This is a genomic window from Nitrincola alkalilacustris (assembly GCF_008973755.1).
Taxonomy (GTDB): domain Bacteria; phylum Pseudomonadota; class Gammaproteobacteria; order Pseudomonadales; family Balneatricaceae; genus Nitrincola; species Nitrincola alkalilacustris.
The window spans coordinates 141989-158700 of sequence record NZ_WBOM01000009.1; the positions used below are offsets into that span (position 1 = coordinate 141989).

Consider the following 16712-nt stretch of genomic DNA (forward strand, 5'->3'; position numbering starts at 1 on the left):
GCAAACGCCGCTCAGAGGTGCTATTTTCGCCTATAAAACGAGGGTATTTATTTGATTAGTGTTTGAGCCTTGATTCGAAACCTGCTCAGGGCTTCGAATTGATCTGCTCTTCAATTATGACTTTGTGTATTAACTTTGTGTATCAAAATCAGTGCAAATCCACTAAATATCTTTATAAAACAATACTGTAATAACAAATGGGGGAACTACCCGCCACCTCCACCAAATCCCGGAACGCCTTCGACCGTTCCAGAACACTGCAGGCACCAGGTTCAAGCCTGCAATGTTTTCCCAGACTCAGTAATCACCAGATGACATCCGATCACACCCACAAAGCACCAGCAGCTTCCCTGCCGATATTCGAGCAGTTGATTCATCCTGATCTCAACACAGACTCCAATCGTACCTTTTACCGTCATGCTGCCCGTGCAATCGTGATGCGTGGTGAACAGATCCTGATGCTGTTTACCGAGCGCTACAACGACTACAGCTTTCCTGGCGGTGGTCTGGATGATGGTGAGGACTGGTGCGAGGGACTAAAGCGTGAGCTTGAAGAGGAAACCGGTGCACACGGCATTCGCGTACTCAGTGAGTTTGCTCGCGTGGACGAAACCCGCCCACACTATAAGGCCGACTATGATCAGATGCATATGATCTCGCACTACTTTGTCTGCGATATAGCTGATGATCTGCGCGAAGCCCGTATGGAAGATTACGAGATCGCAAATGGGATGCGACGGGTGTGGATCAATATTCATGATGCTCTGGCCCACAATGAAAGCGTCATGGCCCTTAATGAAAAAAAGATGGGACTGTCTATCCAACGTGAAACATTGATTCTCAGACATCTGGTGAAGCAATTACTGGCTGATTGATATTGATCTCTTAGGCACAGGCCCCATCATACCTGGAGCCCACGCTGCATCTGTTTCCAGACCTGAGTGTCCATCAGGGTCAGACTCTGATCTTCAGGCTGGAAGATCAACACGCACGTTCCCTGAGCCAACAGCCTGCGCACCTGACTGACTTTGGTGTCGGTCGGAACTTCCTGCTCACCGTAATCAGTTCCATCCCGCGTGACATACTCGGCCAGTATATTGGTCAAGGTCTCTGACTCTATTGATTCCCAGGGGATTTCTATGACTTGATCCATTGGAGTGCTCTCTAGTGAAAATTGGCTGCACACTATAGGCTGAAACCACGTCATGTTAAATCCGAGTATCAGTCTCTTGCTGTTTATCTAAACCACTCCTCCACGCTTACTGTCAAACCGCTGCACGCCATCCCAGCCATCCTCAGGAGGTTCTGACAAAAACTGATGGCAACGTTGCTGGTACAATGTATAAATTTTACCTGGCCACTTTTCTGATAATTGACTGAACAGTGCTTCCGCTTCAGTAAAAGCTTGCCTGCGATACAGATCCAGCGCCTGCTGATGCATGCCCAACACCTCATCTGCAGGAGCAGCTGAGAGCGGCTCGAAAAGCGTCACGGGCTGCTGTCGCCCCTTGACCTTTACCCTGTCTATCTCGCGGCAGATAACATCCTGTGCTGACTCGCGTGTGGAATCACTGATCAATATCGGGACACCATAGTAGCGGGTGAGTGATTCGAGGCGCGATGCAAGATTGACGTTATCACCGATCACACTGTAGTTCAGTCGGCTGTTGGAGCCCATATTGCCCGCCACCACCAGGCCACTGTTGATCCCGATACCGACCTGCAACATCGCTTCACCGCTTTGCATTGCCTGTACCATGGCAAGTGCAGCTCTGACGGCTCGACTGGCGGCATCCGGCTGTTCAATCGGAGCACCGAAAAGTGCCATGATCGCATCACCGATGTACTTATCCACAACTCCTGATTCAGCCTCTATGATATCTGTCAGGCGTGTCAGGGTCAGATTCAATTGTTCCAGCACTTCTCGAGGTGCTCGCCCTTCAGAAAAACTGGTGAAGCCATGACAATCCACAAACAGTACGGAAACCTCACGGTCCTCACCTCCGAGCGTGACATCACGACTCAGCAGCTCTTCAGCAATTTCAGGAGACACCACCTTACCCAGCAGATCCCGCACTTTATCGCGCTCTGCCAGCCCTTTGGCCATCTGGTTGAATGCGGAGGTCAACTGCCCCAGTTCATCCACACGATCAGGTTCAATATGCTGCTGATAGTCACCAGCTGCAATTCGTTCGGTGCTGAGTGCCAGCTTTCTCAGAGGATCTGCCACGCCTCGGGCCAACATGGCCGTACCTATCGCCGTCGCCAGCACACCAGCGATGAACAGCAGCCCCAGCAGGTTCTGCAACTGTCGATAGGGGGCCAGCATCTCATCCATATCACGCTGCATCAAAGCGTAGAGTGGAATCTGATTCTCGGCATCCAGCATCAGTGCAAGGCTGAGATACTGATACTGTCGTAATGGAATCCGTTGCGGTTCTGTTGTGGATAGCCCTTGTCGTTCCAGACTTTCCTGCAGGGCCTGTTGCTTATCCTGTGTCAGGGTGCTGGCATGGATGGCCGGAGGTTGCTGGTCCATGCGCACCAGTGAGATATCAGCCCGCACAAAGGACTGCAGCTGCGCTACAAACTGATCATCCAGTTCAAACCCGATCAGTATCCAGGCCTCATGCAAGGGAGACATCAACGGCAGGATAATCACCTGCAACACCCTGCCCTCCACAAACAGGATACCCGATGCCTCCCCCTCATCACTGTCATAGGCGTGGTCTATCAGTTCGGGATGATCGAAAAGTTCACCACTGACCTCAGGTAACAACGTATCTGCAACCACAAGATCATCCAGATCAACCAGCGCCATCCAGTCAGCACCGATACGATTGCGATGGTTATCTAGCATGGAAAGGATGGTTGGTGCATCACGTGTCGACCAGGCACTCTTGAATGCAAAATCGCCCGCCAACAGACGACCTGACTCCAGTAAACGGGCATCACGATCGATCAGTTGCTGCGCCAGTGCTCCACCGGCTATCGCCAGAGATTCTGCTACACGGGCATAGGCGTCGCGCTCATTGATCTCACGCGTCACCACAAAGCCGATCAGTTGTATGACCGTGAAGAGCCCCAAAAAAAACAGCAGCAACTGGCTCTGAAATCGCCGAAAGCGAAGTCTGATCATCGGTTAATCATCAGGGATAGCGCGTACTGCGTCTGAGCTGACGACGACCACCACTGGCCGACTGTTCCGCCAGTGTCATGCTGATATTATTGAGCTGATCAGCACTGAACCGCTCCTCGACACCAGCATTATCTGCCCCCAGACTCGGGTGCCACACGCGCACCAGGTAATGAGAGGCTTCCGGTACTGTTATGGCCGCGTGCCCGGACGGGTCTGTCAACGCATACCAGGGGCTATCGGTGACATAGAGGTAGCCCAACATCCAGTCGTGGATATTGCACGCCAGCGTCACGATACCGGACTGATCAAACAGCACCGGCTCGGATGGCGTTCCCTTGTACAACGGCAGCTCAAAGCGTTTGGCATCGGAAAACGAGTAGACATGATGGCGGATATCATCAAAATTCGGAAAGTTCACCTCAGTTCCAGCCTGAACCAACTGCACGTGAGGGACAAACTGTCGGTCGACCTGATCGACCTGCGCGGTCATTCCTGCGGAGGCTGCGGCCAGGGCGTGCCCTTCAGGCTCAATGATCACCACGACGTTATCCATCGCTTCCTGCTGGTCATTCAGGACCTGAATGCGGGCTTCGGCGGCCAGAGCTCCCTCTGTCAACATCAAGGCTGCAATCAGAATCAAACAGATCCGGGACTTGCTGCCGATCAGATGTACACCGCTCAACTTATCAGGTTTAAAACACTCAGGTTTAAAACACATAGTGGAACCCCAGGTGCAGATTGCTGCTGCGATAAGTTCGATATGGATAGGAGCCTGGCAGATCGGTACGCGCATCAAGGTGTTGATAGCCTACACTCAGCATCGCCTGCTCGGACACGCTGTACATGACCCCTAACTGGGAATCATAGACTTTTGCACCGGCACGGTAGGTTCCCATACCGAACACCGGGTCCATCAGCCACGCATAGCCCATCGGTTGACTCTGGGTTGAGCTGGATACGATATCGCCATCCCGATAACTCAGGCTGACCAGACCGCTGAGCTGATCAGTAAACCAGTAGGTCAGCTCACCGCCGAACTGCCAGCCGGACAGATCGTAAACCTTGCGCCCCTGTAACGCCTCGCTCATGGCAGAGCGCCGATCACCCTTGCCTTTCTGTCCATCGGCTGCCAGCCAGACGCGCCCATCCAGATTATCGGTCAGTGCCTTGCCCAGAGTCAGCCCCAGCCACCAGCCATGAGCGTCACGCTGGCTGTCATTGACATCACGGAAGTTATACAGCGCAGACACCTGCCACCAGGGAACGTCGGGTCCCAGCCCTATGCGCTGATTGTAGTGTGCCCCCAGCACCAGCTCTCGCTGATTAAGCCCGGAGTAACGATCATAGGCGCGCGCACTGAGATCACCCGTGAAATAGAGCAGACCGGGCGTTTGTACTGCCGGCTGCCAGGTAACGCCAGCATCAAGCTGTACGCTGGTGTCGTTACGCCGATCTCCTGAGTAACCGGCTTTGTTGAGGTTCTGATGTCGGGTGAGTGTTGTATCAAGAGAAAAGTCGAGCGCACTTGCCGGGATCGTAACTGCCAGCATAGCCAGAAACGATAACATCCTGAATCCAGCAGCTCGTGAAGGTTTTAAACTCCTCATCTTTTATCCCTCTGACTGATTGACTCTGCTTAATGTAGGTGAACTTAATTGTGGTTCAGCTTGCGTTATCGGGCAAGAAGATCAGGCAAGAAACATGGCACCTGCACATCAACACGCTCACTCCACCCTTACGTATAGACTAATACGCGATAGCCACGACAAACCCTTAGCCTGAATATGTATATAAAAATGCGCCTTTTTATGCCCTGAAACTTGACATACGGGCTGTTAGCGCTGAGATTTAAGTTACTTGTCCTTGATGACTCAAGAAAATGAAAAGCACATGAAAAAATCAAGCTTGCTGCGTGGACTGACTTATCTGTTGCTGGTAACTGCGACCTCTCCACTGATTGTTCATGCGCAGGAGAATCAGGAGGACGAGCCGCACTTCCCTATCAGCGGCTTTAATGTGGTTGGTGCAACACTGATCAGTGCCGAGATACTTGAAACCCGGGCCGCCCCCTTTGCTGGTCCCCGACAAACCTTTTCCGATATCGAATCAGCCCGGGCAGCAGTACAGGAGGCTTTCATAGCCAGAGGCTACGGCGCCGTTCAGGTGATGATACCAGAGCAGGAGATCACTGGCGGGCATGTGCAGCTGCGCGTGGTCGAGGCGAAACTGGCAGAGGTTCAGGTAACCGGTAATCAGCACTTTGATGTAGCCAACATCCGCTACAGCCTGCCTCAATTGCGAGAGGGTGAAAGCCCGAATACGGTCGCCCTGTCACGCAGCCTGGCACTGGCAAATGAGAGTCCCGGCAAGCAGACTGCCGTCTCTCTTGCCACAGGGGCGCAACCCGGTGAGATTCTGGCTCGCGTCAGGGTTGAGGATCGCAAGCCCTGGAGCCTGACCCTGGGCGCAGACAATACCGGCAGCCCCTCTACAGGCTCTGCGCGTGTGTACACCATCTACCGACATCACAATCTGTTCAATCGGGATCAGCAACTGGCAGCACAGTACATCACCTCGCCGGAGAACCCATCTGATGTCAAAGTAGCGGGCCTGGCTTACCGCATCCCTCTGTATGAGCTGGGCGACAGTCTGCGCCTGGCGGCTACCTACTCCAGTGTCAGCTCCGGCAGTGTTGCTGGTATCGATCTGACTGGCCGAGGCAATATCTACAGCGCCCGGTACATCCGCAATCTGCGCCCGGAGGGTGCCTATAATCACCATCTGGCCTTTGGCCTGGACCGGCGCGAGTACAACAGCGGCCTGAGTCTGCGCGACAGTGACGCCTCTCTGCGCACTCGCCTGACCACCCACCCCTTGTCCCTGACCTACACCGGTGCCTGGCGAACACAGGCCAATCAGGCTGGCGGGCACGTGTCTCTTGTTCGTAATATCCCCGGAGGGGATCATGGTGGCTCAGATGATTTCGCGGCTAACCGCACAGGCGCTGAGCCAGACTACCTGCTCCTGCGCTATGGACTCTGGTACACCCATGTGTTTGGAAACAACTGGTCAAGCCACCTGAATTTTGATGGTCAATATACCGATGATCTGCTGACGCCAGTCGAGTTCTATGGAATCAGTGGTATTAACTCTGTGCGCGGTTTCCATGAACGCGAGGCATCTGGTGATACCGGGCATCGCATCAGCTTTGAGTTGCGTACACCCGATCTGGCACCTCGTCTGGATCTTGAACGCTCGAGCCTGCGTCTTGCCTGGTTTATTGATGCCGCCCATGCTGAGCGTAAGCAAACACTGCCGGGAGAGCCCGGCAGTGTTTCACTAGCCAGCACCGGGATTGGCCTGCATCACACTTTTGCCGATAAAGGTCATCTGCGGATGGATCTCGCGAATGTTCTCAAGGGAGGAGGAATCCGGCGCAGTAACAGCCAGCGCCTACATGTCAGCCTATCCTGGAGCTTCTGATGATCGCCCTGACTACTCCGTCCAACGCGCGTCCCTGGTCAGGCTTTCTGCTTCTGTTGTTGCTGACACTCCTGCTGGTCACACCACCCGCCTTCGCCCAGAGCGTTGCCGAGATCACCAATGCAACCGGCACAGTGCATATCCGCTTACCCAATGGTTCACTGAAACTGGCCTCAGTCGGCAGCCAACTCAATTCCGGCGAGATCATCAGTGTCGAGCAGGACAGCTCGGTGCGCATCCGCTTTACCGATGGTACGGAACTGGTGATGAAGCCAGGCTCCAGGATGCGTATCGATGAGTATCACTTTCAGGAGGCAGAACCCGAAAGCGATAATCTGACCTTCAGCCTGCTGAAAGGTGGTCTGCGCGCCGTCTCAGGTGCCGTGGGCACACGTGGCAATCAGGATGCCTTCCGAGGCCGCAGTGCAGTGGGCAGTATCGGTATTCGAGGCACTGAGTTCGGCATGGTGTTCTGTGAACCTGGCCAGTGCGATGCCTTTCTGGAGAGCCTGCCTCCATCGCTGCGTGATCGGGTGATACAGGGCGGACTGTTCTTCGAAGTCACACTGGGGGTCATCATTTTCATCAATGATGCCGGAGAGTTTATTTTGACGGCCCCAGAGTGGGGCTATGCAGAAAGCGAGGATTTGCCACCGATCATCATTCGTGAAGAGATACCTTTCCCATTACGTCAGTTCCTGCCCTTGATCGCCAGTGGCGAATCGGTGGGCGGCTTCTCGGCGGGATTGGGAGTCGATATGTTTGCTCAGTGTCTGGTCCAGTAACCTTGATTTAGCGAAAGAGTATGCATCATGAACCATCGTCGCTTTCGTCTGATTTTCAGCCGCTATCTCGGCATGCTGGTACCGGTTGCTGAAGGGCTGGTGGGTCGCGCCCGTGGCCACAGCCCTCAGCCACAGAGCATCTCATCTCTGGTACCACTGTGCAGCAAGCGCTGCCTGCTGCCGCTGCTGATCGCTCTCAGCCTCTATGGTCAGGCGGTCCTTTCCAACCCTCTCAACCCCACTGTAATCCATGGCAGTGCCAGCTTCCAGCAGCAGGGGGATCTGCTCAGCATCACCAACTCTGCCGGTGCCATCATCGAGTGGCAGCAGTTCTCCATCGCGCCGCATGAAACAACACAATTTATCCAGCCACATACCGACAGCGCCGTACTGAATCGCATCACCGGCCAATCACCCTCCGAGATTCTGGGACAGCTGCAGTCCAATGGACATGTCTGGCTGATAAACCCCAACGGGGTGCTGTTCGGGGCCGACTCACAGGTGGATGTCGCCGGGCTGCTCGCCTCCACACTGGATATCAGTAATCATGACTTTCTCAACGGCATCGGGCAGTTCGAAGGGGCTGAAGGGGTTGGCACTATTCGGCACGATGGCTTGATCCAGACTCCGACAGGGGGCCAGGTGATAATGATCGCCCCCAAAGTCGAAAACCACGGCGTGATCATCAGCCCTGAGGGGCAGATCCTGCTCGCTGCCGGACATAAAGTGGAGCTGGCAGACCTGAGTAATCCGGCTCTGCGGGTAGAGATCACCGCAGCTGGTGAGGCCCTGAATATCGGCCAACTGATCGCCGAAAGCGGCCAGATCGGTATCCATGCCGGACTGGTGCGTCAGGCAGGTGAGGTGAATGCCAGCAGTGCCGTGATGGAGGGTGGACGGATCTTTCTGCGGGGGCAGCAGGAAACCCGACTGACACAGAACAGCCTCACATCGGCCAGCGGCACACAGGGGGGCCGGATCAATATCACTGCCGATGAGCAGGTTGCACTGGAAGGTGCGCAGGTCGAAGCCCTGGGTGATGAACGGGGTGGCCTGATCCGCATCGGTGGCGCCTTCCAGGGTGGCAAGGAACCGGACAGCAGCAAACCCTACCATGAATCGTTTGTCGGGCGCTGGGAGGAGCAGGCACCGCTACCAGAGCTGGAGCTGGCGCAGCGGGTTAAGGTGGATAGTGATTCCGTGGTGGATGTCAGCAGCCCTTCCGGTCGAGGCGGCACAGCTATTATCTGGAGTGAAGCAGAGACGCGTCAGCAAGGCCATATTCTGGCATCGGGAAGTGAGCGTGGTGGCAGCATTGAGCTATCATCGATGGGTAGCATGCCAGCGTTGCGCCTAGATCGTATTCAGCCCGGTCCGGGTGGGCAGTTCCTGCTCGATCCAAAGAACATCACGATAGACCCCTCTGGTACAGATAATCCAAATAATGATATGGAATTTAACAACAATCCAGACCAAGCTGTAGCTATAGCACCTTCTGATATTGTAGCGCTGCTTGAAGCAGGGAGTGATGTCATCTTGCAAGCCAATAACGACATCGTTGTTATTGGCCCTATTACTCAAGGTGATGGCACCAATAGCCTGACACTGGAAGCTGGCCGCTCGATTCAAATCAATGCAAATATCATAGTATTAGGCGATCTGATAATCCAAGCAAACCATCCTGGTGATACAGCCACACCCGATAACCGTGATGACGGCCCTGGCGAGCTTATTATGGCTGAAGAAACCCATCTACAGGCAGGTGGAGATATTCAGCTTCGAATTCTTGAAGGACATGACCCAGGTGGCACAACACCTGGCGGCGAGATGCGTCTCAGCTCAGTGACATCAGGTGGCGATCTGCGTATCAGTAACTCAGACGGTTCAATTACCAGTCTGGATGGTCGTATAAAATCAGATAGCAATGCTTTCTTGCAGGTAATGGCCCCAAATGGGTCAGTCGATCTGAGAATTTATGGTGACACGATCATCGATGGCAAATCACCTATCGCAATTGAAGCGGGGGAGTCCATTACAGTCATGCAGGCAAAACTCGACGGTGATGCAGATGCTACGGGGCTGACCTTCTCAACTGTTGGAGATCTGCAGGACTTAAACGCTTCAGGAAATATTACCATTACTGCCAATAGTGGCGATTTGAACATTACAAATCGAAATATCATATCCAATGGTGGCAACATTGAACTATCAACAACAGAAACAGTACGCATAGCTAATGATGGGATTATATCTGGTGGCGGGAATATAACCATTACTGCGGACAAAAGTATAGACATAGTCGGAGACATTTCGGCAAGTGCCACGCCCAACGGGAATATCACCATCCATTCAAATGGTGAGGAGACAGATGGCGAGATCTTTATTGAAGGCGACATCACCGGCGCGACTATTCTGATTCGTAACCTGTCAACAGGGACCGAAGCAGATATCTATCTTGAAGAAAAAATAACCGCAACCCAAGGCGTGGCATTAATTGCAAATGATGGAAACATCATTGCCGAAAATATAGACAGTCCACTGACCGCTGCTCAAAACACAAACGGCACAATTGCCATTACCAGTAAAGAGAACAATTTGATCATTGGTGTTGTGACCGGTTTACCCGGCGGCACTACGCTGAACGGCATCAGTGCAGGTGACTTGGTTACACTGACAACAAATGACACCGCTAACGGTGACATTATCTTGTCTGGCACTCTGTCATTAGAGGCAGTCGATGCACTTACTTTAAATCCCGCTCAATCAGTAAAAATTCCTGATGGTGCTGTAGTCAGCGTGAGCATAATTGAAGGAAGTGAAAATGATTACTTCAATATTGGTAGCTCAGTAGACTCTAAAAATATTGAGATGAATGGAACACTCAATCTTGATATGGGCACCATGCGCGTATGGGCAACCCTTGCCCTTGGGGCAGGCAGTGCTCTCAATATTGCAGAAAATGCAGAGCTACTCTACGACCGGATCGAGTGGTCAGCCGGTAGCCTGGCTGGCAGTGGCAACATGAATGCTATCGACATAATAAATGGTATTGATGGTGCCAGATTCACTGGAGATGGCGAGCGCATATATGATATGCCAAACCAGACACTACAAATTGTAGAGGTAAATTATACCGATACTGCAATTGAGCTGGAAGGCACTCTGCGTCTGAAAAGCGGTGGCATCACAGTAGCAAGCACACCTCTAAATCTCGAACAAAATGCCCTTCTGATTTATGACGGTGGAACACTTACCTTTGCGACGTTAATTATTGGTGAGGATGCCCAACTGACAATCAATAGTGTTTTCGACCTTATGGGTGGGGATGTGACTATAAATGATCAGGGAAAACTTTCGCTCGCCCTGGGAAGCAGTATTTCGGATACCGAAACCGGCTCAGAGATTACCATAAATGCTGGCGGATTACTTGAAACAGTGGCAAACGGCACTGGCAGCACAACCAGAACAATCGCAAACGGTATCCCTATCACTAATAATGGTGGGACCGTCCGTGTTAACGATGGCACTCTGGATATTCATACCGGTAGCGGCCATGGAACCTACGCTGCCTTGGATGGTGCCACCCTGAATATAAAAGGCGCTCATACACTGACCAATCAAACCTTCATATCAGCAGCAGGAACCAACGGTACAGTCAATATCGAAGGCCAGATTGCTCTGGATGACTCTGTTGCTCTGCGACTTGATGATAATGGAATTTTTAATCTGACGGGTAATATTAGCAGCGATAATCCTGCATCGCCTGGAACCTTGCATTTGCAAGGGGGTGGTACCCTGAAAGGCACCGCTACCATTAATGCCAATGTCGAACACAACAACGGCACCATCAACCCCGGCAGCTCGCCCGGCGATATCACCATCAACGGCAACTACACCATGGCTACAGGTGCCATATTGCTGATCGAGATTGCTGGCAGCAGTACCGGCCAGCATGACCGCCTGTTCGTCAATGGCGACGCCAATATTGCTGCTGGCACGCTGAATGTCAATAATATATCCGGCTTCAACCCATCCAGCAGTTTCACTATCACTCCGCTGGTTGCGAACAACCGCATTGGAGAGTTCGCCTCCACATCGCTCAGTGGTTACGCCTTGGGCTATACAACGGGAGGTTTTACCCTGAGTCATACGGTAGCGGCAGCTCCCGCTCCCGTACCTGAGCCTGAGCCTGAGCCTGAGCCCACACCAGAACCAATACCGGAGCCAGAGCCAATTCCTGAGCCCGAGCCCGAGCCCACTCCTGAACCAGAACCTGCCCCAGTGCCTATACCTGTTCCGCCACCTCCGGCACCAACACCTGTTCCTGAACCAGCTCCTGAGCCACAACCAGAGCCAGAGCCAGAGCCGATTCCTGAGCCGGAGCCTGTACCTGAGCCACCGCCCCTGATCACACCGGAGCAAAAGCAAATACTGGATGCCGCTCTGCTGGAGGAAGTGATCAAGGCGAACCGTTTGCTGGTTATCGTGATCAACCAGGATGGTGTACAAAATGACCTGATTGAAACCGAAGAGCAGGAGCCTATGGAGGGTAAGGAGCCCTGGAACAGCCAATTTGAGGAGACAGATCGACCGAATGCGTGTCGTTTGATGTGTAACTGATCATTAGATAACCATCAGGTAAGCGTCTACACTGGATTATAGTGAAGAGGGGCCTGATGAACAGTAAACGATTTAGTCTGATCTACAGCCGCTATCTCGGCATGCTGGTACCGGTTGCTGAAGGGCTGGTGGGTCGCGCCCGTGGCCACAGCCCTCAGCCACAGAGCATCTCAACGCTGGTACCACTGTGCAGCAAACGATGCCTGCTGCCGCTGCTGATCGCTCTCAGCCTCTATGGTCAGGCGGCCCTCTCTAGTCCTCTCAACCCCAATTTAATCCATGGCAGTGCCAGCTTCCAGCAGCAGGGAGATCTGCTCAGCATCACCAACTCTGCCGGTGCCATCATAGAGTGGCAGCAGTTCTCCATCGCACCGCATGAAACAACACAGTTTATCCAGCCACATACCGACAGCGCCGTACTGAATCGTATCACTGGCCAGTCACCCTCCGAGATTCTGGGACAGTTGCAGTCCAATGGGCATGTCTGGCTGATCAACCCCAATGGTGTGCTGTTCGGGCCCGACTCACAGGTGGATGTCGCCGGGCTGCTCGCCTCCACACTTGATATCAGCAATCATGACTTTCTCAACGGCATCGGGCAGTTCGAAGGGGAAGATGGTGTTGGTACTATTCGGCACGATGGCTTGATCCAGACTCCGACAGGGGGCCAGGTGATACTGATCGCCCCCAAGGTCGAAAATCACGGCGTGATCATCAGCCCCGAGGGGCAGATCCTGCTCGCCGCCGGACATAAAGTTGAGCTGGCCGACCTGAGCAGCCCCGCCCTGAGAGTCGAGATCACTGCTGCAGGTGAGGCGCTGAATATCGGCCAGTTGATCGCCGAGAGCGGTCAGATCGGTATCCATGCCGGGCTGGCGCATCAGGCCGGTGAGGTCAATGCCAGCAGCGCCGTCATGGAGGGTGGACGGATCTTTCTGCGCGGGCAGCAGGAAACCCGACTGACACAGGACAGCCTCACCTCAGCCAGTGGCACAAAAGGGGGCCGGATCGATATCACTGCTGATGAGCAGGTGACGCTGGAAGGTGCGCAGGTCGACGCCAGCGGACTTGAACGGGGTGGCCTGATCCGCATCGGCGGAGCTTTTCAGGGTGGCAAGGAACCGGACAGCAGCCGCACCTACCATGAATCGTTTGTCGGGCGTTGGGATGAGGAGCCACTACCACAGTTGCCCACCTCTCGGATTACAGAACTTGACACCGACAGCAGTATCAAAGCAACAGCCAGTGATGGAGTCGGTGGCACGGTCATCGTCTGGAGTGACGAACTCACACACCAGCAGGCCAGTATCGATACCCGTGGCCCGGAACAGGGTGGTTCAATCGAGATTTCATCAACCGGCAGCATGCCAGTGATCCATCTGGAGCGTGTTACCAGTGGTGGCACACTGCTGCTGGATCCTATAAACATTGTCATCGCAGCCAGCGGTGATTCTCTGGCTGGAGATATCGACTTCGATGATGCCCCGGCAGAGCTGATCCTGGATGCAGGTGTATTGAGCAATCTTCTGGATACCCAGGATGTTTCACTTCAGGCCCATAACCATATCACCCTGGATGCTCCCATCCATGTCACGGCCCATGATCGTATTCTGTCCATGACGGCAGGCCACTCAATTTTCATTAACGACTCGATTGTGATGCCGGGTAAAGACAGCGAACTACTGCTGCAGGCGAATTCAGACGATCCAGGTATCGATCTGAATCAACGTGATCCGGGCGCCGGCACCTTTATCATGGCGCCTGACACACTGCTCGAAGCAGGCTTTGTCGAAGTATTGATAGAATCAGGTGTCGGTGAAGCAGATACACCAGCCGGCGATATGGTCCTGAGCTCCATCACAATCGGGGATCAGAATGGCTGGGAAATATGGCTGTATAATGCAGGCGGTAATATCATCAGCATTGACGGTCGCCTTAAGCCTGCCTGGTATGCACCGCTCTTTATCAACGCACCTGCTGGAGAGGTTGATGTTCTGCTCTACGGTGATCCCTATGTATCCCCCAATGCATCTCCGATATCGGTCAATGCATTTGGTGATATCACCATCACCCAGGCCAGGCTAGAGGCAGACCCGATACCCAATGGCATGACGCTGGGGTGTATAGATTGGAGCTGTACGCAATATGGACTTAACTCCAGCGGTGGCGGTGACATTACGCTGTCGATGCGCAGCGGTTGGCTGGTGGGTGATTATGTGGTGGACAAAAAGGTTATCTCGACTAGCGGCACTGTCCGCCTGATCCGGACAGATGGCGCTGATCCTGAGCGCATCTCTCTGGCCAGTATTGACGCAGGAAACCTGATCGTTGTAAACCATAATGGCGGTATTCAGGCAGAGCATGCCGGCACCCTGCTGAGTGCCAGCAGCGAGCTGTCACTGGTCGCCAGCAGCGATATCCGTGGGAGCACAACGGCCACCAGCTTGAGTGTGAATGCGGGCAAGCTGGCCGCCGAGATCACCGACACGGGCACTATCCTGCTGGCACACACTGGCAGTGGCAATATGGTGATCGGCAGGACTGAAGAGTCTGCGGGCCTGCAAAGCGATGGTCGGATTGAGGTCGAAAACAGCAACGGCCACATCATCCTGCAGGATGAGATCCCCATCAAAGGCAGTGGTGCAGTGCTGTTGAGTCCCGGTGCAGACAGTGCCGTACAGATTGCACCGGATGCCCGGGTCAGCATCAGCATAGAGAATGATGACGGTTCAGAGTTTATCTACTTTGCCAGTGACGACACGGTCAGGCCTCTTGATCTCTTCGGTCGCCTGATTCTTGATAAGGGTGTCATGCGCTTTCACCAGATAAACTGGCACAGTGGCTCACTGGAGGGCACAGGTTCAGCCAGCGCCTATCCCGACGGCACAGGCATTCAATTCCCGGGCACAGGTAGCCGGATACTCAATGCTCCTGATATGGAACTGACAGCCGGCAGCATCAACCTGACAGGCAGCCTGACCCTTCGCGACGGCCAGATATCCACTGGCAGCGACACGGCTGGACTGACTGTCACAGACCAGGCCCAGTTGACAGTGGATGGCGGAAGGCTCGAATTCGGTCCGCTGATCATTAATGAAGGTGGCAACGTCACTCTCCACAGTGGTCGCTTCTACCAGCTTCCGTCAGCCAGTATCGCCGAGATACATGGCACTTTTTCCGTGGTCCCCAACGAGGATCTGTTTCTCTATTTCTTCAGTGAAGCGGTCGTGGAAGACACCGGTCTGTATCTGATTGACGGTCTTGCTGCCACAGAAGATATCTATCCGGGGAACTATGTCGTGATAAAGGGAGAAATGCGCATTCAGGACGCCGTGCTGGATCTGGGCGGTGCCGATCTTGAGTTGGAAGACAGCGGCGTTCTGGCGCTGGGACGAGGCACCCGGATAATCAACGATGGTGGCAGTCCATCTTCCATTCAGATCAGCGCCAACAGCAGACTGGATACACACGCTGGGGGAGAGGGTAGTGACACACGCGTGATTGAGGACAGTGTTCCACTTAACAACCAGGGCGGCCTGATACGGGCCAGTCATGGTACGCTGGAGATCAATAATGGAGAAGGGTTTGGTTCCTTCTCCGCAATCGGTGGTGGGAATCTGAGCCTCAACCCATCCTTCCTGGTCACCGACAACTCCAGCCTGACCTCCAGCACAGGCCAGAGCGGAACTATTCAGGGGGTATTTAACCTGAATCCAGATGTCGAACTGAGCTTCCCCAGTGCTGGAACGTTACTCCTGAATAGCACGCTGAACAGCGCTGATCCGGGCCAACCGGGTCTACTCATCATGCAGGGTAGTGGCATACTGAAGGGGAATCCCACGCTGAATGTCAGCCTTCAACATGATAGCGGTACCCTGAATCCCGGCGGTTCACCTGGCACCCTGACCATCAACGGCAACTACATCATGGGCAGTAATGCAATTCTGGAGATTGAGATTGCCGATATCAATACTGCGGGTACCGATTACGATTTCCTGAATATTACAGGCACGGCATCACTTGATGGCACACTGCTGGTACAGCACTTTGGTGGATTTTCACCCTCAGGGGTCTTTACACTGACACCTCTGCAGGCGACAGGTGGCATCACCGGAAGCTTTGCAACGGTCAGCATGCCTCAAACAGGCTATAGTCTGGCCTACGACAGCAACACTTTTGATATTCAATATACCCAGCCACCGGCTCCCCCAGCACCTACACCAGCACCTACACCAGCACCTGAGCCGGAGCCCGTTCCAGAACCTGAACCCGTCCCAGAGCCGGAACCAGAACCAGAACCAGAACCAGTGGATGAACAGCCTGCGCTACCGTCACCCGTACCTGAACCCGTGTTCCCCCCGCCACCTGCACCAGTGCCTGCACCAATCCCAGAGCCTGAGCCTGAGCCTGAGCCTGAGCCTGAGCCTGAGCCCTTGCCTGAGCCTGAGCCTGAGCCCTTGCCTGAGCCGGAACCTGAACCAGTGCTGTCACCAGAGCAGTCACAACTGCTGAAGAAAGAAGCTCTTGAAGAGGTAGTAAAGGCTAACCAACTGCTCGCTGATATGCTCGATCAGGGTGGGCTAATCAAGACACAGGAGCAGGAAACGCAGGAAGGAAGTGAACCCTGGAACAGCCAGTTCGAGGAGATCGACCAACCCAATAACTGCCGTCTGCTCTGCAAGTAA

Annotated in this window: 9 protein-coding genes; 5 read left to right on the plus strand and 4 right to left on the minus strand. The window is 53.9% G+C overall.

Annotation, left to right across the window (positions count from 1 at the left end):
* Nucleotides 1-197: 197 nt before the first annotated feature.
* Entirely contained in the window at nucleotides 198-875 is a 678-nt protein-coding gene (locus F7R27_RS15930; RefSeq protein ID WP_240776402.1) for an NUDIX hydrolase, read from the plus strand.
* Between the two features lie 26 nt (nucleotides 876-901).
* Here F7R27_RS15930 and F7R27_RS15935 read toward each other — a convergent pair whose 3' ends face one another.
* From F7R27_RS15935 to F7R27_RS15950, 4 genes are all read right to left on the minus strand, one after another.
* The gene (locus tag F7R27_RS15935; RefSeq protein ID WP_240776403.1) at nucleotides 902-1153 is read right to left on the minus strand and encodes a YheU family protein; all 252 of its coding nucleotides are present in this window, start codon (nucleotides 1151-1153) and stop codon (nucleotides 902-904) included.
* A gap of 87 nt (nucleotides 1154-1240) precedes the next feature.
* Nucleotides 1241-3139, minus strand: coding sequence for an adenylate/guanylate cyclase domain-containing protein (locus F7R27_RS15940; protein ID WP_151705252.1), 1899 nt, complete (start codon nucleotides 3137-3139; stop codon nucleotides 1241-1243).
* A gap of 10 nt (nucleotides 3140-3149) precedes the next feature.
* On the minus strand, nucleotides 3150-3857 hold the full coding sequence (locus F7R27_RS15945; protein ID WP_151705253.1) for a methylamine utilization protein: 708 nt from the start codon (nucleotides 3855-3857) through the stop codon (nucleotides 3150-3152).
* Nucleotides 3847-4707, minus strand: a complete 861-nt coding sequence (locus tag F7R27_RS15950; protein ID WP_151705254.1) for a hypothetical protein — start codon at nucleotides 4705-4707, stop codon at nucleotides 3847-3849. Before F7R27_RS15950 ends, F7R27_RS15945 begins: the two co-directional genes overlap by 11 nt.
* Before the next feature lie 322 nt (nucleotides 4708-5029).
* Here F7R27_RS15950 and F7R27_RS15955 point away from each other — a divergent pair, with 322 nt between their 5' ends.
* The 4 genes from F7R27_RS15955 to F7R27_RS15970 are packed head-to-tail and all read left to right on the plus strand — an operon-like array spanning nucleotide 5030 to nucleotide 16712.
* Nucleotides 5030-6622 carry a ShlB/FhaC/HecB family hemolysin secretion/activation protein gene (locus tag F7R27_RS15955; RefSeq protein ID WP_168927535.1) on the plus strand — a complete coding sequence of 531 codons (1593 nt, stop codon included), beginning with the start codon at nucleotides 5030-5032 and terminating at the stop codon, nucleotides 6620-6622.
* On the plus strand, nucleotides 6622-7407 hold the full coding sequence (locus tag F7R27_RS15960; protein ID WP_151705256.1) for a FecR family protein: 786 nt from the start codon (nucleotides 6622-6624) through the stop codon (nucleotides 7405-7407). Before F7R27_RS15955 ends, F7R27_RS15960 begins: the two co-directional genes overlap by 1 nt.
* A gap of 27 nt (nucleotides 7408-7434) precedes the next feature.
* Complete coding sequence (locus F7R27_RS15965; protein WP_151705257.1) at nucleotides 7435-12027, plus strand: two-partner secretion domain-containing protein; 4593 nt, start codon at nucleotides 7435-7437, stop codon at nucleotides 12025-12027.
* Between the two features lie 56 nt (nucleotides 12028-12083).
* Nucleotides 12084-16712 carry a two-partner secretion domain-containing protein gene (locus F7R27_RS15970; RefSeq protein ID WP_151705258.1) on the plus strand — a complete coding sequence of 1543 codons (4629 nt, stop codon included), beginning with the start codon at nucleotides 12084-12086 and terminating at the stop codon, nucleotides 16710-16712.